General features: G+C 67.7%; 19 protein-coding genes. 8 read left to right on the forward strand and 11 right to left on the reverse strand.

The genetic code is table 11. The features are described 5' to 3' along the window. Positions 1 to 12 precede the first annotated feature (12 nt). From C4S70_RS05270 to ftsW, 6 genes are read right to left on the reverse strand one after another with little or no spacing between them, the layout of a single operon-like run. Entirely contained in the window at positions 13 to 279 is a 267-nt protein-coding gene (locus C4S70_RS05270) for a DUF2484 family protein (RefSeq protein ID WP_104007071.1), read from the reverse strand. Further along, positions 276 to 521, reverse strand: coding sequence for a DUF2484 family protein (locus tag C4S70_RS05275; RefSeq protein ID WP_104007072.1), 246 nt, complete (start codon positions 519 to 521; stop codon positions 276 to 278). The genes C4S70_RS05270 and C4S70_RS05275 overlap by 4 nt, the downstream gene beginning before the upstream one ends. Continuing rightward, positions 518 to 1,645 carry an APC family permease gene (locus C4S70_RS05280; protein ID WP_104007073.1) on the reverse strand — a complete coding sequence of 376 codons (1,128 nt, stop codon included), beginning with the start codon at positions 1,643 to 1,645 and terminating at the stop codon, positions 518 to 520. The genes C4S70_RS05275 and C4S70_RS05280 overlap by 4 nt, the downstream gene beginning before the upstream one ends. Continuing rightward, positions 1,642 to 3,048: a UDP-N-acetylmuramate--L-alanine ligase gene (gene murC / locus C4S70_RS05285; protein WP_104007074.1), complete on the reverse strand. Its 1,407-nt coding sequence runs from the start codon at positions 3,046 to 3,048 to the stop codon at positions 1,642 to 1,644. The genes C4S70_RS05280 and murC overlap by 4 nt, the downstream gene beginning before the upstream one ends. Then, on the reverse strand, positions 3,045 to 4,148 hold the full coding sequence (locus C4S70_RS05290) for a UDP-N-acetylglucosamine--N-acetylmuramyl-(pentapeptide) pyrophosphoryl-undecaprenol N-acetylglucosamine transferase (RefSeq protein ID WP_104007075.1): 1,104 nt from the start codon (positions 4,146 to 4,148) through the stop codon (positions 3,045 to 3,047). Before C4S70_RS05290 ends, murC begins: the two co-directional genes overlap by 4 nt. Beyond that, on the reverse strand, positions 4,145 to 5,311 hold the full coding sequence (ftsW, locus tag C4S70_RS05295; protein WP_104007076.1) for a putative lipid II flippase FtsW: 1,167 nt from the start codon (positions 5,309 to 5,311) through the stop codon (positions 4,145 to 4,147). The genes C4S70_RS05290 and ftsW overlap by 4 nt, the downstream gene beginning before the upstream one ends. Before the next feature lie 144 nt (positions 5,312 to 5,455). On the opposite strand from ftsW, the gene C4S70_RS05300 reads away from it, so the two are divergent. Next, positions 5,456 to 6,640 (forward strand): BaiN/RdsA family NAD(P)/FAD-dependent oxidoreductase, encoded by a 1,185-nt coding sequence (locus tag C4S70_RS05300; RefSeq protein WP_104007077.1) that lies wholly within the window; start codon positions 5,456 to 5,458, stop codon positions 6,638 to 6,640. Between the two features lie 80 nt (positions 6,641 to 6,720). Here the strand turns inward: C4S70_RS05300 and C4S70_RS05305 are convergent, their stop codons facing one another. Then, on the reverse strand, positions 6,721 to 7,956 hold the full coding sequence (locus C4S70_RS05305; protein WP_104007078.1) for a M24 family metallopeptidase: 1,236 nt from the start codon (positions 7,954 to 7,956) through the stop codon (positions 6,721 to 6,723). Positions 7,957 to 8,304: 348 nt separating this feature from the next. Here C4S70_RS05305 and C4S70_RS05310 point away from each other — a divergent pair, with 348 nt between their 5' ends. The 3 genes from C4S70_RS05310 (at position 8,305) to C4S70_RS05320 (ending at position 12,752) form a co-directional block, all read left to right on the forward strand. Next, positions 8,305 to 9,780, forward strand: coding sequence for an NAD-dependent succinate-semialdehyde dehydrogenase (locus C4S70_RS05310; protein ID WP_104007079.1), 1,476 nt, complete (start codon positions 8,305 to 8,307; stop codon positions 9,778 to 9,780). 29 nt (positions 9,781 to 9,809) lie between these two features. Next, the gene (locus C4S70_RS05315; protein ID WP_327314906.1) at positions 9,810 to 11,111 is read left to right on the forward strand and encodes a hydroxymethylglutaryl-CoA reductase, degradative; all 1,302 of its coding nucleotides are present in this window, start codon (positions 9,810 to 9,812) and stop codon (positions 11,109 to 11,111) included. A gap of 210 nt (positions 11,112 to 11,321) precedes the next feature. Next, positions 11,322 to 12,752 (forward strand): amidase family protein, encoded by a 1,431-nt coding sequence (locus tag C4S70_RS05320; protein WP_104007081.1) that lies wholly within the window; start codon positions 11,322 to 11,324, stop codon positions 12,750 to 12,752. A 229-nt stretch (positions 12,753 to 12,981) separates the two neighbouring features. On the opposite strand, the gene C4S70_RS05325 is transcribed toward C4S70_RS05320, so the two are convergent. Then, positions 12,982 to 16,191 carry a 2Fe-2S iron-sulfur cluster-binding protein gene (locus tag C4S70_RS05325; protein ID WP_104007082.1) on the reverse strand — a complete coding sequence of 1,070 codons (3,210 nt, stop codon included), beginning with the start codon at positions 16,189 to 16,191 and terminating at the stop codon, positions 12,982 to 12,984. A 79-nt stretch (positions 16,192 to 16,270) separates the two neighbouring features. On the opposite strand from C4S70_RS05325, the gene C4S70_RS05330 reads away from it, so the two are divergent. Beyond that, a complete protein-coding gene (locus C4S70_RS05330; protein WP_104007083.1) occupies positions 16,271 to 17,176 on the forward strand; it encodes a LysR family transcriptional regulator in 906 nt (301 codons plus the stop codon). Here the strand turns inward: C4S70_RS05330 and gcvA are convergent. Together gcvA and C4S70_RS05340 are read right to left on the reverse strand one after the other, a co-directional pair. After that, entirely contained in the window at positions 17,161 to 18,039 is an 879-nt protein-coding gene (gene gcvA, locus C4S70_RS05335; protein WP_104007084.1) for a transcriptional regulator GcvA, read from the reverse strand. The genes C4S70_RS05330 and gcvA overlap by 16 nt on opposite strands. Before the next feature lie 143 nt (positions 18,040 to 18,182). After that, positions 18,183 to 19,895, reverse strand: coding sequence for an adenylate/guanylate cyclase domain-containing protein (locus tag C4S70_RS05340; protein WP_104007085.1), 1,713 nt, complete (start codon positions 19,893 to 19,895; stop codon positions 18,183 to 18,185). Between the two features lie 207 nt (positions 19,896 to 20,102). On the opposite strand from C4S70_RS05340, the gene C4S70_RS05345 reads away from it, so the two are divergent. Next, positions 20,103 to 20,810, forward strand: a complete 708-nt coding sequence (locus tag C4S70_RS05345; RefSeq protein ID WP_104007086.1) for an SDR family oxidoreductase — start codon at positions 20,103 to 20,105, stop codon at positions 20,808 to 20,810. Between the two features lie 105 nt (positions 20,811 to 20,915). Here C4S70_RS05345 and C4S70_RS05350 read toward each other — a convergent pair whose 3' ends face one another. After that, a complete protein-coding gene (locus tag C4S70_RS05350) occupies positions 20,916 to 21,368 on the reverse strand; it encodes a nucleoside deaminase (RefSeq protein ID WP_104007087.1) in 453 nt (150 codons plus the stop codon). 61 nt (positions 21,369 to 21,429) lie between these two features. Here C4S70_RS05350 and C4S70_RS05355 point away from each other — a divergent pair, with 61 nt between their 5' ends. Both C4S70_RS05355 and C4S70_RS05360 read left to right on the forward strand, forming a co-directional pair. After that, a complete protein-coding gene (locus C4S70_RS05355; RefSeq protein ID WP_235003717.1) occupies positions 21,430 to 22,236 on the forward strand; it encodes a pseudouridine synthase in 807 nt (268 codons plus the stop codon). Positions 22,237 to 22,412: 176 nt separating this feature from the next. Then, positions 22,413 to 23,300 carry a 5-bromo-4-chloroindolyl phosphate hydrolysis family protein gene (locus C4S70_RS05360; RefSeq protein ID WP_104007089.1) on the forward strand — a complete coding sequence of 296 codons (888 nt, stop codon included), beginning with the start codon at positions 22,413 to 22,415 and terminating at the stop codon, positions 23,298 to 23,300. The last annotated feature ends 2 nt before the right edge of the window (positions 23,301 to 23,302 follow it).

The raw sequence follows: 23,302 nt of genomic DNA on the forward strand, positions 1-23,302 counted from the left end.
TGCTCCTTGCAGTTATCCGTCGGCGGCATCCGGCTTGCGAAGAACCCGCCTGACCCAGCGCACGAGATAGATCACCGGCCAGCGCAGAACCGACATTGCGGCCACCAGCACGATCAACCCCACCCACGGTCCGTTTTCATAGGTGACAAACCCCAGGATAGGGATGCCCACGGCGATCAGCACATACGCATTGCGCCAGTGATTGTCACGCGAGGGAAACATTGCCAGCACGTTGGCGATCAGTGCCCAGACGGCGGCAAGAACCAGTGAGGTGTTCATTCGCGCGACCCTCCCGTCATGCGGCGGGCGATAAAGGCCAGCGGGCGGCGGAACATGGACACGAAGCCCAGCGCCGCGGCAAATGACCAGCCCCAGCCGTGTTGGGCGCCGAGCCAGAGAATCAGCCCCGGCGCGGCAATCAGCAGCGCCAGCCCCGGCACGAACTGCCGGCGCATCGGCAGCAGCGCGACAAAGGTCGCGGCCACGGCCCAGAGCGCGGCCGATATGACCGGGACGCTCATGACCCGGCCCCCAGCGTGAAGAGAAGCCCGCCCGCCGACAGGATCGCCCCCGCGACCGGAACCCAGAACGGCGTGCGGAAAGGCGCGTCGGGCTCGCGGCGCTTTTCCAAAATCAGCGCCAGGTTCACCAGCGTGAACACCCCCAGAAGGATCGCAGACGTCATTTCGGCCAGCGTGGTCAGGCGAACGAACAGCGCAGCGAGGATGACCAGCGTGCCGATCAAGAGCGTCGCGGCGACCGGCGTGCCGAACCGGGGATGGGCGTGGTGGAAAATGGCAAGCGCCGGCGTCCGGCGGCCCAGCCCGAACAGAACGCGCGCGGCCATGACGATCTGCGCCAGCACCCCGTTCAATGCGGCAAAGACGGCGATCGCCGACAGAAACGCCGCATTGTCGCCCCGCGAGGTCTGCCAGACCAGCGCCAACGGACTGTCCGAGGCTGCCAATTGGCCCAGCGGCACGGCACGCACCGCGGCCCAGGCGACCAGCGCATAGATCGTGGCCGTGATCGCCAGAGAAATGAGAATCGCGCGCGGCAGGGTGCGCGTCGGATCGTGGGTTTCCTCGGCCATGTTGACGATGTCCTCAAATCCGATGAAGGCAAAGAAGGCCAGCACCGCCGCGACACCGATCCCCGACCAGACCGGCGCGGCCGGGGCGGTCCAGTCGGCCGAAGGGGTGGCCGTGAACCCGGCCCAGATCACCAGCACCAGCCCCAGCAGTTCCACGGCGGTAAAGATCGCGGCAAAGGCGAGGCTTTCAAGCACGCCGAAGCCGTCCGCCAGATAACCCGCACCGCCGCGCAGCACGGCGCCCGCCGAAATCGTGCCCGAGGCGACGATGCCCAACCCCACCAGCAGCGCGAGCGCCGGGCTGCGCAGCCCTTGGGCGACATAGGCCGCCTCGCCCGCCGCTTCGGGCAGACGGGTCGAGAACTCGGCATAGGACAGCGCCGCGGGGGCGGCGATCAGCCCCGCGATCAGGAACGACACCGGCGCCCAGACGCCCGCCTGTCCGGCGATCGCGCCCACCAATACATAGATGCCCGACCCCACCATCACGCCGACGCCATAGGCCGTCAGAAGCCCAAGCCCGATCCGGCGTTTCAGATGGCCTTCGGTCATGTACTCCAGTCCTTGAGCCGTTCGGGCAGGGCGTTGGCCCAGGCGCTGATCGTGCCGGCGCCGAGGCAGACGACGATATCGCCGGGGCGGGCCTGTTCCCGCACGAGCCGCTCCAGGTCGGCGTCGTCCAGAATGGCCCGCGCGTGGCGGTGCCCGTGGCGGATCAGCCCGGCCACGAGATCGTCGCGCGTCGCGCCGGGAATGGGGTCTTCGCCGGCGGCATAGACCTCGGAGATGCCGACCACGTCGGCCTCGTTGAAACAGGCACAGAAATCGTCGAACAGGCTCGACAGCCGCGTATAGCGATGCGGCTGATGCACGGCGATCACCCGGCCTTCGGTCGCTTGCCGGGCAGCCCTGAGCACGGCGGCAATTTCCACCGGGTGGTGGCCGTAATCGTCGATGATCGGCACGCCGTTCACCTCGCCGACCTTGGTAAAGCGGCGGTTCACCCCTCCGAAGGCAGCCAGCGCGGCACGGATTTCTTCGCCCTTCATGCCCAGATGCCGGGCCACCGCCACGGCGGCCAGCGCGTTCGACACGTTGTGATCGCCGGGCATCGGCAGGGTGCAGCCCTCGATCACGATCTCCTCGGCCTGAAGCGCGACGTCGAAATGCGCCACGCCCCTTTCATAGCGCAGGTTCAGCGCGCGCACGTCGGCCTGCGCGTTGAAACCATAGGTAACCACGCGCCGGTCGGTGATCCGGCCCACCAGCGCCTGCACCTCGGCGTGATCGGTGCAGCAGATCGCCAGCCCGTAGAAGGGGATGTTCGATACGAAGTCATAGAAACCCTGACGCAGGTTCTCGATGCTGCCCCAGTGCTCCATGTGTTCGGCGTCGATATTGGTGACGATCGCCACCGTCGCCGGCAGGCGGTTGAAGCTGCCGTCGCTTTCGTCGGCCTCGACCACCATCCATTCGCCCTGCCCCATCCGCGCGTTGGACCCATAGGCGTGGATAATGCCGCCATTCACCACGGTCGGGTCGAACCCGCCCGCGTCCAGCAGCGTTGCCACCATGGTCGTGGTGGTGGTCTTGCCGTGGGTGCCGGCGACCGCGACGTTGGATTTCAACCGCATCAGTTCCGCCAGCATGTCGGCCCGGCGCACCACCGGCAGGCCGCGCGCGCGCGCTTCGTCCAGTTCGGGGTTGCCCGGCTTGATCGCCGACGAGATCACGACCACGGCGGCACCTTCGAGGTTCTCGGGCCGCTGGCCGATGAAGACCCGCGCGCCCATCCCCAAGAGGCGCTCGGTGATCTTCGACGGCTTCAGGTCCGACCCCTGCACGTCATAGCCCAGGTTCAACAGCACCTCGGCGATGCCGGACATACCGATGCCGCCGATCCCGACGAAATGGATCGGGCCGACATCGCCGGGAAGCTTGGTGACGGGAGTCATGGCTGTTCCTTGTCTGTCTCTGCCAGTTCCTCGACCAGCGCCACGAGCCGCTCGGTCGCATCCGGCATGCCGGCGGCGAGGGCGGCATGGGCCATGTGGATCGCCGCCTGCGGGTTGGTCAGGATCGCCGCCATTTGCGCGGTCAGCGTAGCGGCGTCAAGCGCATTCTCGGGGATCATGATCGCGGCCTCGACCTGCACGAGACCTCGGGCATTCGCGGTCTGGTGGTCGGCGGCGGCCGCGGCATAGGGGATCAGGATCGACGGCCGTCCGATCACGGTCAGGTCCGCGATCGACGAGGCGCCGGCGCGGCTGATCACCAGTTGCGCTTCGGCCATGCGGGCGGGCACGTCGTGAAAAAAGGGCTGCACGTCCGCGTCGATCCCGGCCCGCGCATAGGCCGCGGTGACGCGATCCACGTCCTCTGGCCGGGCCTGATGGCTGACGCGCAGGTGGCGGCGGATCTCTTCGGGCAGGTCAGCAATGGCGGCGGGGGCCACGTCCGACAGGATCCGCGCGCCTTGGCTGCCGCCCATCACCAGAATCGACATCGGGTAGTCGCCCGGCGGGATATAGGGGGCGCCGGCGCGTTCCAGCACCGCGCGCCGCACCGGGTTGCCGACATGGATGCCGTTCGTGCCTTCGGGCAGATCGGTTGGCCAGGTGCCACAGGCCACGCAGGCGACGCGGGTCGCGAACAGCCGGTTGACCCGGCCCAGCACGCCGTTCTGTTCGTGGATCATGCGCGGGATACCCAGCATCACCGCCGCGCCCAGCGCCGGGATCGTCGGATAGCCGCCAAAGCCCACCACCACGTCGGGCCGGTCACGCCACATCTCCCAGGCGGCCGACAGCACCCCGGCGGCGATCTTCGGCCCCGCCACCGCCTTGGCCGCGATCCCGCCGCGCGCGAAGGTGGCCGAAGAGACCTTCACGATCTCGGTCGTGTGGGGAAAGCCCCCCGTATAGCGCGCGCCGCGATCATCAGTGGACAGTCGCACCCGCCAGCCGCGGTTCAGCATCGCCTCGGCCAGCGCCTGGGCGGGGAACATGTGCCCACCAGTGCCGCCCGCCGCGATGACAAGGTAGCGCCCGCTCATAAACCCCGACCCTTGAGAATGTCCTCGATCTGCCCCTGCGGACGCGCGCGGGTAAAGGCCAGCAGCATGCCCACCGCGATGCCGCCGGCGATCAGCGAGGATCCGCCATAGCTGACGAAGGGCAAGGTCATGCCCTTGGCCGGCAACAGGCGCACCGCGACGCCCATGTTGATCATCGCCTGCACGCCGAACACGCAGGCCAGCCCGGTCCCCGCAAGCCGGATAAACGGGTCGCGTTCACGCATCAGCCGCACCAGCGACCGCAGCACGACGATCGCGAACAGCGCGATGATGCACAGCACCAACACCAGCCCGTACTCCTCGGCCGCGACCGCGATGATGAAATCGGTGTGCGCATCCGGCAGCGACCACTTCACCTGCCCCTCGCCCACGCCGACGCCAAAGAGGCCGCCCTCCTGGATCGCATTGGTGGCATAGCCCAGCTGGGTGCGCGGATCGACCTCGGGGTTGAGGAACCCGTCGATCCGGCGCGCGAAATGTTCCGAATTGGAATAGGCCACCGTCCCGCCCAGGATCGCCAGCCCCGCCATGGCCAGCAACAGCACCATCGGCGCGCCGGCCACGAAATACATCACCGCCCACCCGAACAGGACCAGGCAGGCCTGCCCGAAATCGGGCTGCATCACCAGCATCGCCACGATCGCCAGGCACAGCGCCAGCGACCACGCGCGCCCCGGCGGGCCGTTGATCTCCTTGGACGCGGCCATCAGCCAGGCCGCCGTCACCACGAAGGCGGGCTTGAGAAACTCCGACGGCTGCACCGACCCGAACCCCAGCGAATACCAGCGCATCGCGCCCTTGCCGAAATCGGTCCCGAACAGGGGCAGCAGCGCCACCGCCACGAAGGCGCCCAGGAACCCCAGCACCGCCAGCCGCCGCACCAGTTTCGGCGACATCATCGAGGTGACCAGCATCACCACCATCGCCAGCCCGCCGAACAGCGCCTGCCGATGGACATAGTAGAACGGGTTGAGACCGTTGCGTTCGGCCAGCGGCACCGAGGCGGCAAAGCCCAGCAGCAGACCGATCGCGAACAGGATCATGACGCTCGACAGCGACCACTTGTCCACCGTTCTCCACCATTTGGGAAGAATCGGTTCGCCGGCCCGTTCCGGGACCGCGCCATACACCATCTCAGTCATGGGTAACCGCTATGCCTGCCTTTGCCACTGTCTGCCTGCCCGCCCCTGTTTTTCGGGGTCTTGCGCGCAAGTGTAACGCGAAAACCACGTTCAGGCCAGTGTCTTCCTCTTGCGCTCGGCGGCAATCCGCGTCAGGCGGCTGGCATGAAGTTCGAAACCGTGATCATCGGCGCCGGCGCGGCCGGGATGATGTGCGCGGCCCAGTCCGGGCCCGGCACGCTGGTCATCGACCACGCCCGCGCCCCCGGCGAAAAGATCCGCATCTCGGGCGGCGGGCGGTGCAACTTCACCAACCTGCACGCGGGGCCGGAAAACTTCCTTTCGGCCAACCCGCATTTCTGCAAATCGGCCTTGGCCCGCTATACCCAGTGGGATTTCATCGACCTCGTGAACCGCCACCGCATCTCCTGGCACGAAAAGACGTTCGGCCAGCTCTTCTGCGACGGAAAGGCGACGCAGATCGTCGACATGCTGCGCGCCGAGATGACCCGCACCGGCGCAACTCTCTGGCTGCAAACGCGACTGGCCGACCTGCGCCACGGACCCGACGGCTTCACGCTGGATCTCGACCGCGAAGGCGCGCGCCAAACCGTCACCTGCCGCAATCTCGTGCTGGCCAGCGGCGGCAAGTCGATCCCGAAAATGGGGGCCACGGGACTCGCCTACGACATCGCCCGCCGGTTCGGCCTCACCGTTACCGAAACGCGCCCCGCGCTGGTGCCCTTCACCTTCCCCCGGGGCCGCTTCGCCCCCCTCGCGGGCGTCTCCCTGCCCGTCCGGCTGTCGAACCCGCGCGCCAGCTTCGACGAAGCGCTGCTCTTCACCCATCGCGGCCTCAGCGGCCCGGCGGTGCTGCAACTGTCGTCCTTCTGGCGCGAGGGCGAAGAGATCCATGTCAACCTCATCCCCGGCCTCGACCTGTTCGAAACCCTCCGCGCCGCACGCGCGACCGCCGGACGACGCGCGTTGAAGACCGAACTGGCCCGCCACCTGCCCGCGCGGCTGGTGGACTTCCTCGCCCCTGATCTGAAGATCGCCGGCCGCCTTGCCGATCAGTCCGACGCCCGCCTGCGCGCCCTCGCCGGCGCTCTGTCCGACTGGCGGCTCAGACCATCCGGCACCGAAGGCTGGCGCACCGCCGAAGTGACGCTGGGCGGGGTGGACACGAACGGCCTCTCCTCCCGAACGATGGAAGCAAAGACCGTCCCCGGCCTCTTCGTCATCGGCGAGGCGGTGGACGTCACCGGCTGGCTCGGCGGCTACAACTTCCAATGGGCCTGGTCCTCGGGTCATGCCGCCGGCGCAGCGATCGCCGCCCGCCGGACCTGACGCGCCCGCCCCTTCCTCTTGCTCCAAATATCCCCGCCGGAGGCACGGCCCCGCAAGGGGCCGTTCCCCGCAACGCATCCTCACCCGACGACGTTGAATTCCGGCCCATAGGGATAGCCGGTGATGTTCTCGTTGCCGTCTTCGGTGATGATCAGAATGTCATGCTCGCGATAGCCGCCCGCGCCGGGCCGGCCCTCGGGGATAGTCAGCATCGGCTCCATGCTGATCACCATGCCCGGCTCCAGCACCGTGTCGATGTCCTCGCGCAGCTCCAGCCCCGCTTCGCGGCCGTAGTAATGGGACAGTACCCCGAAGGAATGGCCATAGCCGAAGGTGCGATATTGCAGCAGGTCGCGCTCGGCGAAGAATTCGTTGATCTTCTGCGTGACCTCGGCGCAGCTCACCCCCGGCTTCAGCAGCGACATCCCGTATTCATGGGCCGCGACATTGGCCTCCCAGATCTTCAGGCTGGCCTCGTCCACCTCGCCCACGAACATGGTGCGTTCCAGCGCGGTATAATAGCCCGAGATCATCGGAAAGGTGTTCAGCGACAGGATATCGCCCCGTCGCAGCACCCGGCCCGTGACCGGGTTGTGCGCCCCGTCGGTGTTGATCCCCGACTGGAACCAGACCCAGGTGTCACGGTATTCCGCATCCGGGAAACGCCTGGCAATCTCCAGCTCCATCGCATCGCGGCCGGCCATAGCCACGTCGATCTCGCGCACGCCCTCGCGCACCGCCTCGCGGATCGCATAGCCGCCCACATCGGCCACCTGCGCGCCCTGGCGGATCAGCGCGATCTCCGCGGGCGACTTGTGCATCCGCTGCCGCATCGTCGTGGGTGCGATGTCCACCATGGTCAGCGGCTCCAAGAAATCCTCCAGCTTGTCGCGCTGCTGCAACGTCAGGTGGTCGCCCTCATAGCCCACGATCCGGCCCGCCCCGGTTACCGACTTCACCGCGCGCCAGAAATTGTCGCGCTGCCAGTCGGTATAGGTGATGTTGTCGCAGAAACTGCGCCGCCAGGGCTGGCCCGCGTCGATGCCGGCGCTGATGGTCACCGCATCCGTCGGGGTGACGACCATCGCGTAGGGCCGCCCGAAGGAACAGTAGAGAAAGCCCGAATAATAGGCGACATTGTGCATCGACGTCAGCACGGCGGCATTGACGCCCGCCTCTTCCATCCGCGCGCGCAACCCCTTGAGTCGCGCCTGATATTCGGCATCGGCAAAGGGCAGTTTCGCCTTTTCGCCATTGTGGAACCGATACATCTCGGGACGGGAAAGCTGGGATGCGGATTGAACCCGTGCGGTCATGTGACCCTCCTTCGCAGAAAGGTCCCGGCGTTCAGGACTGAGAAACGGGGCGGCATGCCGACCCTTGTGCGGCATGGTGGCGACGCCATCGCCTGTGCCCCGCACCTGTCCTGCCCTGCCGGCGCGAGTCGCGCAAGCCTTTTCCCGCGCACCCTTCATGCCCACAGGCCCGTCATGCCCACCCGGGGTCGTCCACGCCCGTCCCTTCCTCTTGCTCCAAATATCCCCGCCGGAGGCACGGCCCCGCAAGGGGCCGTTCCTGCCGCACCGCCGCCCCGCGCGCAGGTTCTGGACAATTCTCGCGCTTGGGCGTTTGTTGTGCCCGAACCGATACGGAGGAGACCCCCGATGCTGGACCGCACGACCGATCTCAAATCCCTGCTGGACGATCCCACCCTGCTGGAAACCCGCGCCTATGTGGGCGGGACCTGGGTCGAGGGCGAGGGCGGCACCTTCGACGTCACCAACCCCGCCCGCGGCGACGTGATCGCGCAGGTCGCAGACCTGAGCCGCGCGCAGGTAGCCGAGGCCATCGCCGCGGCCGAGGCGGCGCAGAAAGACTGGGCCGCCCGTACGGGCAAGGAACGCGCGGCAGTGATGCGCAAATGGTTCGACCTGATGATGCAGAACGCGCAGGATCTGGGCCGGATCCTCACCGCCGAACAGGGCAAACCGCTGGCCGAAGCCGTGGGCGAGATCGCCTATGGCGCCTCTTTCGTCGAATTCTTCGGCGAAGAAGCCAAGCGCGTCTATGGCGAGATGATCCCCGGCCACCAGCGGGACAAGCGGATCATGGTGCTGAAACAGCCGATCGGCGTGGCCGCGTCGATCACGCCGTGGAACTTTCCCAACGCCATGATCACCCGCAAGGCTGCGCCGGCGCTGGCCGCCGGCTGCACCTTCGTCGCGCGCCCCGCGGCGGAAACGCCGCTCTCGGCGATCGCACTGGCGGTGCTGGCCGAACGCGCCGGCATCCCCGCGGGCGTGTTCAACGTGGTGCCCAGCTCGCGCGCCTCGGAGATCGGCAAGGAATTCTGCGAAAACCCCGCCGTGCGCAAGCTCAGCTTCACCGGCTCGACCGAAGTGGGCCGCATCCTGCTGCGCCAGGCCGCCGACCAGATCAAGAAATGCAGCATGGAGCTGGGCGGCAACGCACCCTTCATCGTGTTTGACGACGCGGATCTGGACGCGGCGGTCGAAGGCGCGATGATGTGCAAGTTCCGCAATGCCGGCCAGACCTGCGTCTGCGCCAACCGCATCTACGTTCAGGCCGGGGTCTATGACGCCTTTGCCGAAAAGCTGGCGGCAGCGGTGAACAAGCTGAGGGTCGGCGACGGTCTGGAAGAGGGCGTGACGACGGGGCCGCTCATCAACCGCGAAGCGGTCGAAAAGGTGCTGGAGCATCTGGGCGACGTGACCGCCAAGGGCGGCCAGGTGCTGACCGGCGGCAAGCCGCATGCGCTGGGCGGCACCTTCTTCGAGCCCACCATCGTCACCGGCGTCACCCAGGACATGAAGGTGGCGCGCGAGGAAACCTTCGGCCCGCTCGCGCCGCTCTTCCGGTTCGAGGACGTGGACGAAGTGATCGAGATGGCCAATGACACGATCTTCGGCCTTGCCGCCTATTTCTATGCCCGCGACCTGTCGCGCGTCTACAAGGTGGCCGAGGCTCTGGAATACGGCATCGTCGGCGTGAACACCGGCATCATCTCGACCGAGCTCGGCCCCTTCGGCGGGGTCAAGCAGTCCGGCCTGGGCCGCGAGGGCAGCCATTACGGCATCGACGAGTATCTGGAGCTGAAATACGTCTGCCTGTCGGTCTGACCGGCGCTCTCCGGGCACTCTCCCGGCGCTTGACAGGAACGCGGGCGCGGTCTTGTCTGGGCGCCGGGAGGAGACAGATGACCAATTCCAGACTTCCGGGCCTGCACAACCTGCCCCGGGCGGAACGGCTGACGCGGGTGGCGCAGGCGGCAGGGCTGGACGCGGCCGCCCGCGCGCATCTCGAGGCTGCCGCCGCCCATGACGGCGAGATCGCCGATCACCTCAGCGAAAACGTCATTTCCGTGATGGCGGTGCCGCTGGGCGTGGCGACCAACCTGCGGGTGGACGGGCAGGACGTGCTGGTGCCGATGGCGACCGAGGAAAGCTCGGTCGTCGCGGCGGTCTGCAACGGGGCGCGGGCCTGCCGCGACGCGGGCGGCGTGGTGACCGAGGCCGACCCGCCGCGCATGATCGCGCAGGTGCAGGTGACCGGGCTGGAGGATCTGTCCGCCGCCCGCGACGCGGTGCTGGCCCGGCGCGACGAGATCGCCGCGCGCTGCAATGCCTGCGATCCCGTTCTGGTGCGACTCGGCGGCGGGTTTCGCGATGTCGAGGCGCGGATCGTGCCGCCCTTTCTGGTCCTGCACCTGATCGTGGACGTGCGCGACGCGATGGGGGCCAACACGGTCAACACGATGGCAGAACGCATCGCGCCTTTCGTCGAGGAGATCACCGGCGGCCGTGTCGGTCTGCGCATCCTGTCGAACCTCGCCGACCGGCGGCTGGTGCGGGCGCGCGCGGTCTGGCCGGCCGAGGTGATTGGTGCGGATGTGGTGGACGGGATCTTGTCGGCCTGGGCCTTTGCCGCGGCCGACCCCTATCGCGCGGCCACCCACAACAAGGGGATCATGAACGGTATTGATGCCGTTGGGCTGGCCACCGGCAACGATACCCGCGCGCTCGAGGCAGGCGCCCATGCCTTTGCCGCGCAAGGCGGATACGGGCCGCTATCGTCTTATGAAAAAACGCCCCAAGGCGACCTGCTCGGCCGGATCGAGCTGCCGATGCCGGTCGGGATCGTGGGCGGCGCCACGCGGGCGCATCCCACGGCGCAGGCCGCGCTGAAGATCATGGGGGCCACCACCGCCGACCGGCTGGCGCGGGTGATGGCGGCGGTGGGTCTGGTGCAGAACTTCTCGGCGCTCAGGGCGCTGGCGACCGAAGGGATCCAGCGCGGGCACATGGGGTTGCATGCCCGCAACGTGGCGATCGCGGCCGGGGCGACGGGGGCGCAGATCGACCGGATCGCGCGGGCGATGGTGGAACGAGGCGAGATCCGCGAGAACGTGGCACGGACATTGCTGGACGAGATGCCGCGCAAGGGCCGCTGAAAGCGCCCCGTAACGGCCACCTTTCCGGCTATGCCTGCCGGCACCACGGCGCCGGGACCAGTTCGCCCCTCTTCATCTTGCGGCAAATACTCCGGGGGAGTCGCCCATACGGGCGACGGGGGCAGCGCCCCCCTACCACGCGCAAGGCGAGGCGGTTTTTCTTGCGCTTTCACGACACTGGCCTAGGCTGCGGGGCGGGAGAGGACGACGATGACGAAGATGGACCTGTGGAAATTGACCGCCCGCGAGACGGCGGACCGGACGCTGGCCGGGGACGTGTCGGTCGAGGCCGTCACGCAGGCCGCCATCGACCGGATGGATGCGGTGAACCCGGCGCTCAACGCGGTGGTGGAAAGCCTGGCCGACGAGGCGCTGGAACGCGCCCGCGCCCTTGACCGGCAGCGGGCGGCCGGCGGTCGGCTGGGCCCGCTGTTCGGCGTTCCGGTGACGATCAAGGTCAACGTGGACCAGAAGGGCCACGCCACCACGAACGGGGTCGAGGCGCTGAGGAACCTGATCGCACCCGCCAACGCGCCGGTGGTGGACAACCTGCTGAACGCAGGCGCGGTGGTGATCGGGCGCACCAATACACCGGAGTTTTCCTTCCGCGCCGATACCGACAACCCGCTTTACGGCCGCACCCACAACCCGTGGGGCGACCACATTTCGGCCGGGGGATCCTCGGGCGGCGCGGCGGCGGCGGTGATGGCGGGGATCGGCGCGTTGGGGCACGGCAACGACATCGGCGGCTCCGTGCGTTTTCCGGCCGCGGCGAACGGGGCGGTGTCGATCAAGCCGGGCCTGGGCCGCGTGCCCGCCTGGAACCCAAGCCAGAGCGCCGAACGGGGCATGCTGGCGCAGTCGATGTCGGTGCAGGGGCTGATCGCACGCGCGGCGGAGGATCTGAATTTCGCGATGCCGTCCATGGCAGCGCCCGACCCGCGCGATCCGTTCCACGTGCCCCTGCCCTGGCGCGGCGCGCCGCTGGACGCGCCGATCAAGGTCGGCTTCACCAAGGAAACCTTCGAGTTCGACCTGCACCCCGAGGTATCGCGGGCGCTGGATATCGCGCGGGATGCTCTGGTGGATGCGGGTTACGAGGTGGTCGAGGTGGACCCACCCCTGCTGCGCGAGGCCGCGCTGACCGGGTATCGCGCGCTGATGGGCGAAATGCAGGCCTTGATGGGCGAGGATCTGCGCAAATACGGTTCGCCCACGCTGAACGCGATTTTTGACGAATATTACGCGCAGTTCCCCCCCTATGAAGGCGCCGACCTGCTGCGCGCTCTCGCCGAACGCAGCCGGTTCGCGCGGGAATGGTCCCTGTTTCTCGAGGGCTACCCGCTGGTGCTGACACCGTTCCTGCCGCAGCCCTTCTTCCGCCCCGACCGGGATGCGGAAGGCGCCGAGGGCGTGCGCGAGGCATTGGGTTCGGCGCTGTGGTCCTATTCGATGAACTTCCTCGGCCTGCCGGCGGTCTGCGTGCCGGCGCGGCTGGCCGAACTGAGCGACGGGCCGGTGCCGATCAACGTGCAGATCGTAGCGCGGCGCTGGCGCGAGGATCTGGCGATCGACGCGGCCGCGGCGATAGAGGCGCGGGTGGGACGGTTGTGCGACTCGCTCTGGGCGCGAATGGGGTGAGCGGGATGCCCAGGTGGCGCTGCCCCCTCGGCCCTGGCGATCCGCCCCTCCGTGATGACCACCCCGAAACCGCCAGCCGCCGGTTGATCTCGCCCGGAACCGCCGCGAGCCGGCCCTTGCGCACGGATCCCACATCACGCCGCTTTCAACACAGCCGAAATCCGGGCCTTTCGTTGAAACCTCCCAAGGGTGTCCACCCGACGGGCGGACGGGGCGGCACTCCTCCCCGTCACAAATCGATCTCGATCGCGCCGCCGGGCTCGGCCGCCCGGCTCTGGCACAGGATGATCGCAGTCTCGCGCTGCCGCTTCGACAGCACGAAATCGCGATGCTCCACCTTGCCCGACACCAGCCCGCACTTGCACACGCCGCAGATCCCGTCGGAACATTTCACATCCACATGGATCCCCGCTTCGTTCAACACTTCCGCCGCGGTCCTGTCCGCGGGCACCACCAGCTCCCGCCCCGACCGCGCCAGCCGCAAAACGAAAGCGTGGTTCTCGTAATCGGGTTGCTCGGGCGCGCTGAAATACTCGAAATGCCGCGCCTCTTCGGGGAACCCGACCTGTTCGGCCGCCGCCAGCACCGCGCTCATGTAACGGTCCGGCCCGCAGGTATAGACGTGCCAGCCGGGGCGATACCCCGACAGGATCGCCTCCAGATCCGCGCGCGTTCCTTCGTCCGAAAAATGATACACGACCCGATCCGCCCAAGGCGCGGCGGCCAGATCCTTCAGATAGGCGGCTGCGGCACGGCTGGAGCAGGAATAATGCAACTCGAACGCCCGACCCAGCGCGTGCAGACGGTGGGCAAAGGCGATCATCGGCGTGATCCCGATGCCCCCGCCCATGAGGAATGTCCGCTCGGCGGTCTCGTCGAGCTCAAACAGGTTCACCGGACGCGAGATGAACACCTTGCGCCCCTCGTGAAAGATCCGGTGCAACAGCTTCGACCCGCCGCGCCCCTCGTCCTCGCGCAACACGCCGATCTGGTATCGCGTCCGGTCCGCCGGATCGCCCGACAGCGAATATTCCCGCAGGAATTCCGGCGCCACCAGCACGTCGATATGGGCGCCGGCCGTCCATTCCGGCAGATCGCCGCCGTCCAGCGCACGGAACTCGTACTTGGTGATGTCCGGCGTCATCGGCTCGACCTTCGACACCTCGACCCGGATCACCGGCGATTCGCCGTCCGCCGTATAGCGGTGGATCACCGACATGTCCCCCCGCGCCAGCCGCTCGCGGTATTCGTAGGCCGGCACCATGGCCCGATAGGCCTCGATCCCCGCCTCGCGATCCATCGGAAAGGGATAGGGCCAGGGGTGCGGCGCCAGCGGCGCGGGATAGACCGCCAGCGTCTGGTCCTCGTATTTCAGATCCAGATCCTTCTGCAGCCCGCGCCGGTTCAACGGATGCTGCGAGGGGCGATAGGCCCCGTCGGGCTGCAACTCGATGTCCCACCACCATTTCTTGACGTCGTTCAGCCCGCCATTGCCCACCGCGTCGTCCAGCCTAGCCAGGGCCGGCGCGGCGGCGGGAATGTGCATCGCGGCCCAGCGGAACGGGGCTTCGGCGAATATGCCTTCGAGGTTCCACGGGCAGGTCTTCATGCAGCGCCCGCACATCGCGCCGCCGGGCGTGGTGATCCGGTAGGTGGCGCAACGCTGCGAGTCGGATTTCCAGATCTCGTAGCCGTTGAACATCAGCTTCGGCCCGGCTGTGATTGCGCCGGAGGGACATTCGCGGGCGCATTTGTTGCAGGCCTCGCAGAACGCCTGAAGCCCGAAGTCGATCGGCTTGTCATGGGTGATGGGCATGTCCGTCGTCACCACGCCCGATTTCAGCCGCGGCCCCAGATATGGGTTCAGGATCACCTCGCCGATGCGGCTGACCTCGCCCAGCCCCGACAGCAGCAGCAAGGGCGGTTGCAGCACCTCGCCGTCCATCACCGTATGCGCCTTGGCCTTGTAGCCCAGGTTGCGGATCTGCTGGGCGATGATCCCGCCCAGCAGCGAAAACCGCAGATAAGCGCGCATCGACTGCGCGACGCTGATCCAGTCGTCGCCGCTGGCGCCTTCCATCGTCTCGTAACCCTGATCGACGATCATGCTGACCGCCTGGTCGTGCGGCGGGTCGATCGGTTCGCCCACGGCGTCGTGCGAATACCAGGCCCAGTCGGGACAGCGCGACAGCCCCACCGCGTCGATGCCGAGGAAATAGCTCGCCGCCTTGAGGTTCGCGGCATTGCGTTCGGCATCGGTCGGACGCGGGCCGGGCGCGCTTTCGCCATCCTGCAACAGGACAAAGGCCCCCAGCGCCCGGCGCTGGGCAAGGGATGGCGCCGACTTGCGCACATAGTGGCCGCCCTTGGCGCCCTCCTGCACCTTGGGGCCGAGGTCACCGAACTGGGCGCGGGCGAACATGTCCGTGCGCTTGGGCACACGGGCGACATTGGCCTCGTCGATATAGGTGGTGGGCCGGTCCACGCGCTTGAGCCGCTCGAACGGGTGGGCGCCGTCCACATAGCGGCGGCGGGCATAGGGGTCGCGGTTCAGCGCCGACTTGGCGTGGCCCAGCCCCAGCTTCCACCCCAGCCCGTTCAACGACCGGCCCTGCCGGGACAGGGGCGCCAGCGGCCTGTCATGGGCGATCTCCATCGTCGTCGTCACCGCCGCCACGCCGAACCGCGGCCCCAGCCAAGGCGCGCGCAACTCGCCTCCCTCAAGGCTCGCCAGCCCCGCCGCCACGGCGAGCCGGTTCAGATCCACCTCCGAGGTGGTGGGCGTATGCGCCCGCGCGTCAAAGCCCAGCGCCCTGATGTAGTTGGCGATCACCACCGCCGTTTCCGTGGCGCGGATGCAAGCGCGGTGGTCCTGCGCGTCGAGGATCCAGTCGCTGCCGGGTTCGCCCGGCTCGGGGTCGCGCCAGTGTTCGTAAAGGAACAGGATGACATGGGCATGCCCCTCCATCGGGCGCGGCGGCGCCTCCATGCTCTCCTTCAGATCGGCCATGATCAGGTCTATGCCACTGGCCAGCGTCTTGGTCTGTCGCGTGCGCAGGGCATGGGCCAGCCGGTCGATATCGGGGTTGCGGCGAGGGGGTTGCAGGATCGCCGCCGCAGGCAGCGGCCCACACCCCACCATCGAGGCGTCATTGAAATAGCCGAATGCTTTCAGATGGTTGGCGCGTTCCACCGGATCGGAGGGGATCTCGGCCCGCGCCGGATTGACGAAACCGTCGCGGATCGCGTCCATCATCGCCTGAAACTCGCCCATCGCGTTGACGATGCTCTCCGGCCGCTCCGGGCGGTGGAAATCCAGCGCCGGCATCGGCGGAACCGCCGACAGGTCGGGCATCTCGTCCACCCGCTGCAGCCGCTCCAGCGGATAGGGGCCCAGATGCACCGGCCGGTTCCGGTCCGAAAAGAATCGAATACCCATGCGCACGCCTTTCGATGGTCTCAGCCTTCATCTAGCGCCCGCGTGACACGAAATCCATTCATGTCTAATAATAGAACATATGAAAGATTTCGATTATTCCAGTCTCGACGGCGCGCTGCTGCGCACCTTTCTGACGATCCTCGAGGAAAGCTCGGTCTCGCGCGCGGCGGATCGGCTGGGGGTGACGCAGTCGGCGGTGAGCCACGCGCTGGCCCGGCTGCGGCGGGTTCTGGGCGATCCGCTCTTCGTGCGCTCGGGCCAGGGGCTGACGCCGACCGAACGGGCGCTATCGCTGCGCGAGCCGGTACAGCAGGTGCTGGACGGGATGCGGGCGTTGACACACGGGCGGCCCTTCGACCCGCTGTCGGAACCGCTGCATTTCCGCATCGCCGCCAACGACATGCAGCGCGAGCTGATCTTTCCCCCTCTGTTCCGCGAAACCCGCGCCGAGGGGATTCGGATGACGCTGGATTTCGTGCCCTCGGGCGTGCCCGACGCGGCGATCCTGCGCCATGACGGCTGCGACCTTCTGCTGACCCCGGTGCCGCCGGATGCGCCGGATCTGTTCCAGAAGCGGCTTCTGAGCAGCCCGCTGATGATCTACTACGACGCCAGCCGGCGCGCCCCGCCGCGCGACTGGGCGGAATACTGCGCCTGCGAACATGTCGAGGTGCGCTTTGCCGGCGGGCGCAGCGCGCAGGTGGTGCTGCGCGGCGTGGGTCAGTCCCGGATCCGCCCGCCGACCGTGACCCTGCCCAGCTTCAACGCGATTCCCGCCTTCGTGAAGGGCAGCGACCTGATCTCGACCGACAGCGCGCTGATGAAACGCGGGCCGCTGCGCGATCTCGACTGCGCACCCCTGCCCTTCGACTGCCCGCCGGTGTCGATCTTCATGGTCTGGCACGAACGCTCCAACAACGACCCCGCGCATCGCTGGCTTCGGCGGCGGATCGAGGCCGTCGCGGCACGCTATTCGGATGCCTGAGCCAGCAGCCAGTCGCGCATCCGTTGCACCGCCTTCGCCCGGCGCGGCGCGCGCGGCGCGACGATGTAGAAGCCCGTGCCATCCTCGATAGTCCGGGACAGCGGACGGACCAGCCGACCCTGCGCGATCTCGTCCGCCACCAGTGGCGCGCAGGCCAGCGCCACCCCCTGTCCCCCGATCACGGCGTCGATCGACAGGCTGGTCTGATTGAATTTGACGATCCTCTGGCCGGGGGACGGCGGCGCGCCCAAGTGGCGTTCGAAATAGAGTGGCCACAGCCCGTGCGCATCCTGCAACAATACATGGGATCGCAGGTCATGCGGCGTGTGCAACGGCGGGTTTCCATCCGCCAGCGCCGGTGCGCAGACCGGGGCATAGACGGCGGGGAACAGCAGATCCGCGCGCAGCCCCGGACCGAACGGCGCCTTGCCCTGCCGCACCGCGATGTCGATCCCGTCGTTTTGAAAGTTCGCCAGGCGCTCGGACCCGGCCACGCGCACGTCCCGATCGGGATTCGCCCGGGTGAAGGCGCCCAGCCGCGGCACCAGCCATTTCTGGGCAAAGGATGGCGGAACCGAGATCGTGAGCACCGTGCGCCCCTGTCCCAGCTCGGCCGTGGCTTCCTCGAGCAGCGCAAAGGCGCGACGCACCCGCGCATGATAGCGGCGCCCGGCATCCGTGAGCGCAAGCCCGCGTGGCAGCCGGTCGAACAGGCGCATACCAAGCCGCGACTCGAGCGCGCGGACCTGCTGCGCCTCCGCACCCTGGGTGACGCCGAGCTCCTCGGCTGCGGCGCGAAAGGTCAGGTGACGACCGGCGGCTTCAAAGGCGCGCAGGGCATTGAGCGGGGGAAGGCGGGACATGCGGCGCGCTCCATTCAGTAGAGTGCCTACAGGATTAGGGAGGCCGGCCGCGCGGGTCAAACCGTCGGGACGATGGCGGCCCGGTCTTTTCGAAAGCCCGCGGTGCCACAAAAGCGCGTTGCGAGAACCGAAGAGCTGGCGGATTACTCCGGCAGTCCCAGTTGCCGCAGGCTCTCGCAGTCCCTGTCAAGCAGGGACTTGTCGGCGAACAACTGCGTTTCGGCCCATTTGGAAATGCGGAAACCGGGACGGTGGCGCATCAGCTCGACCGCGGCGCGCCGCGCGTCCGCTTCGCGGCCCGTGGCCACGTAGATCAACGCAAGGTCCATCAGCCCGAATCCAGCGGCACGTTCGCTGTATTCGCGAAACCGCGCCTCGGCCTCGTCGAACCGACCGGCCATGCGCAGGGCAAAGCCAAGGTTTCCCGCATACCAGCCGGGATATTGGGGATTGAGCCGGATCGCCTGTTCGGCGGCGCTGATTGCCTCCTGCGTCTGGCCACGAAAGGTCAGCGTGATCGACAGCCGCGCCCAGACGTCGGCATGGTTGTGGTTCTGCTCAAGCGCCTGTCGGAATTGCGCGATGGCGGTGTCCAGTTTCCCTTCGATCGCGTCCGCAAAACCCAGAACCGCCCAGGCGTCCGGGTTGTAAGGTTCCAACTCCAGCGAGCGCCTGGCGTTGGCGCGGGCCTCGGCCAGTGTGTCCGGGCGCGAGTCGGTGTAGCCATGCCGCGCCTCGACAGATTGGGCAAAGGCCATTGTGCCATACGCGGCAGCATAGCCGGGATCCAGCTGCACCGCGCGCGTCGCATGGCGGCGGGCGGCGGCGCAGTCCTCGCGGGTCATGCTGCGGGTGCAGGCCACGGCGCGCATCTGTTCGGACCATGCCTCCAGATCGCGGGTGCCGGCGCCGTGGAACCGCGCCATTTCACCTTCGAGCAGTTCCACCTGCAATTCGGTCGCCACGCGCAAGGCAATCTCGTCCTGCACCTCGAACACGTTGTCCAGGCTCCGGTCATAGCGGTCGGCCCACAGATGAGTGGCGGTCGTGGCGTCGATCAGCTGTGCGGTGATCCGGGCACGATTGCCCCCCGTGCGCACGCTGCCCTCGAGCACGAGGTTGGCGCCCAGCTCCGCGCCCACCTGCTTCACATCGACCGACCGGCCCTTGTAGACAAATGTCGAGTTCCGCGCCACCACCTGAAGGCCGGGCAGCTTGCTGAGCGTGGTTATGACTTCTTCGGTGATACCGTCGGCAAAAAAGTCCTGCTCGCGGTCCGTGCTGAGGTTGGCAAACGGCAGAACGGCGATCATCCGGGCCCCGGCCGGGCCGTTCACCCTGACCGTCGCCGTTCCCTGTCCGCCCCATTTGAAAACCGGCACCGGTTCGGGCATGTTCTTGAACGCGCGCGTGCCTGCACTGTGAAACAGCGCGCGCATCTTTTCGTCAACGCTGCGATGCACGATGTCCGAAACCAGAACGGCGCCCGGTTCGGCCGCCTGTTGCAGGCGCGCGGCGACGTTCACGCCGTCACCGTAGATGTCCTCTTCATCCGTGACCACGTCACCCAGGTGCACGCCGACACGCAACCGAAGCTGGCCGGCAACACCGGCCAGCGCCTGCTGCAGATCTACCGCGCAGCGAACGGCCTGGACAACGGCCGGAAATACGACCAGCCAGCCGTCCCCCATGCGTTTGATGACTTCGCCGCCGTGACCGCTGACCGTCGGCTCGAACAGCTCGGCTCGGAACCCGCGCAAGGCAGAAAGCGTGCCGGATTCGTCCTGTTGCATCATGCGCGAATAGCCGACCACATCGGCGGCAAGCACGGCGGAAAGGCGGCGGGTCGTGGTCATGGGTGCTTCGTGACTCCCTTGTCACGTCACAGCCTAAGCCGGTCGGCCCCTTCCTGGATAGCCCCTCGCCTTCAAAGGTCGGGCTGCCCTTGGATCGAAGCCCACCGGCAGGGTTGTAGATTTTCTACAGAATGACGAAAGCAATTCTGATTGGTCAAATCCTGTCCGGATCGGCAGAATCCGCAAAACGGTTCTCAGGAGGCTAACATGACATACCAAAAGACAGCCATCATTACCGCGGGCGGCAGCGGCATGGGCGCGGATGCGGCGCGGCGACTGGCGGCGGACGGGTTCAACGTGGCGATCCTGTCATCCTCGGGCAAGGGCGAGGCGCTGGCGCAGGAGCTGGGCGGCGTGGGCGTTACGGGTTCGAACCAGTCCAATGACGACCTCCGCCGGCTGGTGGATCTGACGATGGAGCGGTTCGGGCGGGTGGACGTTCTGGTCAACAGCGCCGGCCACGGACCCCGCGCCCCGGTGCTGGAGCTGACCGACGAGGACTGGCACACGGGGATGGAGGTCTATTTCCTGAGCGCCGTGCGCCCGACGCGGCTGGTCACGCCGATCATGCAGAAACAGGGCGGAGGGGCGATCATCAACATCTCGACCTTTGCCGCGTTCGAACCGGATCCGGTGTTTCCGACCTCGGGCGTGTTCCGGGCGGGACTGGCGGCATTCACGAAACTGTTCGCCGACCGCTATGCCGCCGACAACATCCGCATGAACAACGTGCTGCCGGGCTTCATCGACAGCCTGCCCGAAAAGGAGGAGTTCCGCGCACGGATCCCGATGGGCCGCTATGGCAGATCCTATGACGAGATCGCGGCCACGGTGGCGTTTCTGGCCTCGGACGGCGCGGGATATATCACAGGACAGAACATCCGGGTAGACGGCGGGATCACGCGGTCAGTCTGAGCCGGCCCGCACGGTGGACCTGGACAGGGCGGTGCCGGGGGGCGCTGCCCCCCCGCCCTGACGGGCTCCCCCCGGAGTATTTCGAGGCAAGATGAAGAGGCGGGTTCAGTCCCGTCGGTTGCGAAAAAAGTCCCGCAGGAGCCGTTCGGCCTCGGCCGCGCCGATGCCGTCATAGATTTCGGGCCTGTGATGCGCCTGGGGGTGGGTGAAGACCCGCGCGCCGTGGGCGACTCCGCCCGATTTCGGATCGGATGCGCCGTAGTAAAGCCGCGCGATCCGGGTGGCCGCGATGGCGGCGGCACACATCGCGCAGGGCTCCAGCGTGACGTAGAGCGCATGGTCGGGCAGTCGTTCGGATCCGGCGGCGGCGCAGGCGGCGCGGATGGCCAGAATCTCGGCATGGGCGGTTGGGTCGTGCCACTCGCGGGTGCGGTTCCCGGCCGCCGCGACGACGTGACCGTCGGGTGAAACGATCACCGCGCCCACCGGAACCTCGCCCCGTTCGGCGGCGGCGCGGGCCTCGTCAAGCGCCTGATTCATATGGGATCTGAACACCATGCCGCAAACTGCCCCGAGGTGGCGCCTTTCGCAAGGGGCGGGAATCGTCTATGGGCGGGGCATGAACATCACACCCACCCCCGGCGAGCGGATCGCCAAGGTCATCGCGCGGGCCGGCGTCGCCTCGCGCCGCGAAGCCGAGCGGATGATCGAGGCCGGCCGCGTCACGGTCAATGGCCGCCGCATCGACAGCCCCGCGCTGAACGTCACCGAAAAGGACCGGATCGCGGTGGACGGCAAACCGCTTGCCCAGCCCGAACCGCCCCGGCTTTGGCTGTATCACAAGCCCGTGGGGCTGGTGACCACGACTCGGGACGAAAAGGGGAGACCGACGATCTTTGACAACCTGCCCGAGGGCATGCCGCGCGTGATGAGCGTGGGCCGGCTGGATCTGAACTCGGAGGGGTTGCTGCTGCTGACCAATGACGGCGAGATCAAGCGGCGGCTGGAGCTGCCCGCGACCGGCTGGCTGCGCAAGTATCGGGTGCGGATCAAGGGCAAGCCGCAGGAGGCTGACTTCGACCCGCTGCGCGAGGGGCTGGAGATCGACGGCGAGCGGTTCCAGCCGATGCAGGTGACGCTGGACCGCCAGCAGGGGGCCAATGCCTGGGTGACCGTCGGCCTGCGCGAAGGGAAGAACCGCGAGATCCGGCGCGCGATGGAGGCGCTGGGTTTCGTGGTCAACCGGCTGATCCGGGTATCCTATGGGCCGTTCCAGCTGGGCAATCTCAAACCCGGCGAGGTCGAGGAAGTGCGCCCGCGGGTTCTGCGGGACCAGTTGGGGCTGGATGACGAGGGCAAACCGCGGCCGCCCCGCCGGCAGCCGCGCAAACCGCCGGGTGCCAAGCCCGCGCCGCGCCGACGGTGAGGCGGGTCCCAGCCTGTTCCCCCTAGCAAGCCTGCCCCGGTTCCCCTAGGTTTCTTCCAAAGGCGGCAAAGAGAGGGGCGAAAATGCTTCCAAACGCGATACAGGCCATTGCCTATGCGGCGCTGCTGGCGCTGATGTTCGGGCTGGCGACAGGGGTGGTCGGAGGGCTCTAGGCGATGGCGCAGCGATACGGCGGCAAGTTCAGCCCGAAGCCACAGGATGATGTGGCGCCCGATGCCGGCGCCTTCGACGGCGCGCGGCCCGATCCCGTCGGCGCGCGGGCCAATGCGCTGTTCCTGCCGCCAGTGGTTTTTTTGGTGATGGCCTACGTCAATGTCGGCACAAAGCCCCTTCCGATCGCGATCGCGGCGGCGCTGCTGTGGACCGCCGCTGCCATGCTGCTGCGCGAAGGTTTGCGGGCCGAGGATGCCTATCGCGCCCGCAAGGTTGCCCGCCGTCCCGCCTTTCCGCGCAAGATCGCGGCCAGCCTGCTGACCGGGCTTGGCGCGGGACTGGCGTCGTGGTGGAACGAGCCGGGGCTGACGGCGGCGCTGGTCTATGGCGGGATAGCGGCGGGGCTGCACCTGATCGCCTTTGGCCCCGACCCGCTGAAGAACAAGGGGATGGAGGGCATCGACAGCTTTCAGCAGGACCGCGTGGCGCGGGTGGTGGAAGAGGCCGAGGCCGTTCTCGAGGCCATGGCCGAGGCGGTCCGGCGTTCGGGCGACCGGGCGATGGAGGCCCGCGTCGAGGCATTCCAGAAGACCGCACGCGACCTCTTTCGCACCGTCGAGGAAGACCCGCGCGACCTGACCGGCGCGCGGCGTTACATGACCGTCTATCTGCGCGGGGCGCGGGATGCGACCGAGAAATTCGCCGACATCTGGTCGCGCAGCCGGGACGCGAAGGCGCGGGCGGATTTCGCGGCGCTGCTGGACGACCTGGAACAGAACTTTGCCGCCCGCACCCGCGAGATGCTGGCCAATGACCGAACCGATCTGACGGTGGAAATCGAAGTGCTGCGCGAAAGGCTGCAGCGCGAAGGCGTCCGGCTGGACGGCTGAAC

This window comes from Jhaorihella thermophila, from assembly GCF_900108275.1.
GTDB classification, from domain to species: domain Bacteria; phylum Pseudomonadota; class Alphaproteobacteria; order Rhodobacterales; family Rhodobacteraceae; genus Jhaorihella; species Jhaorihella thermophila.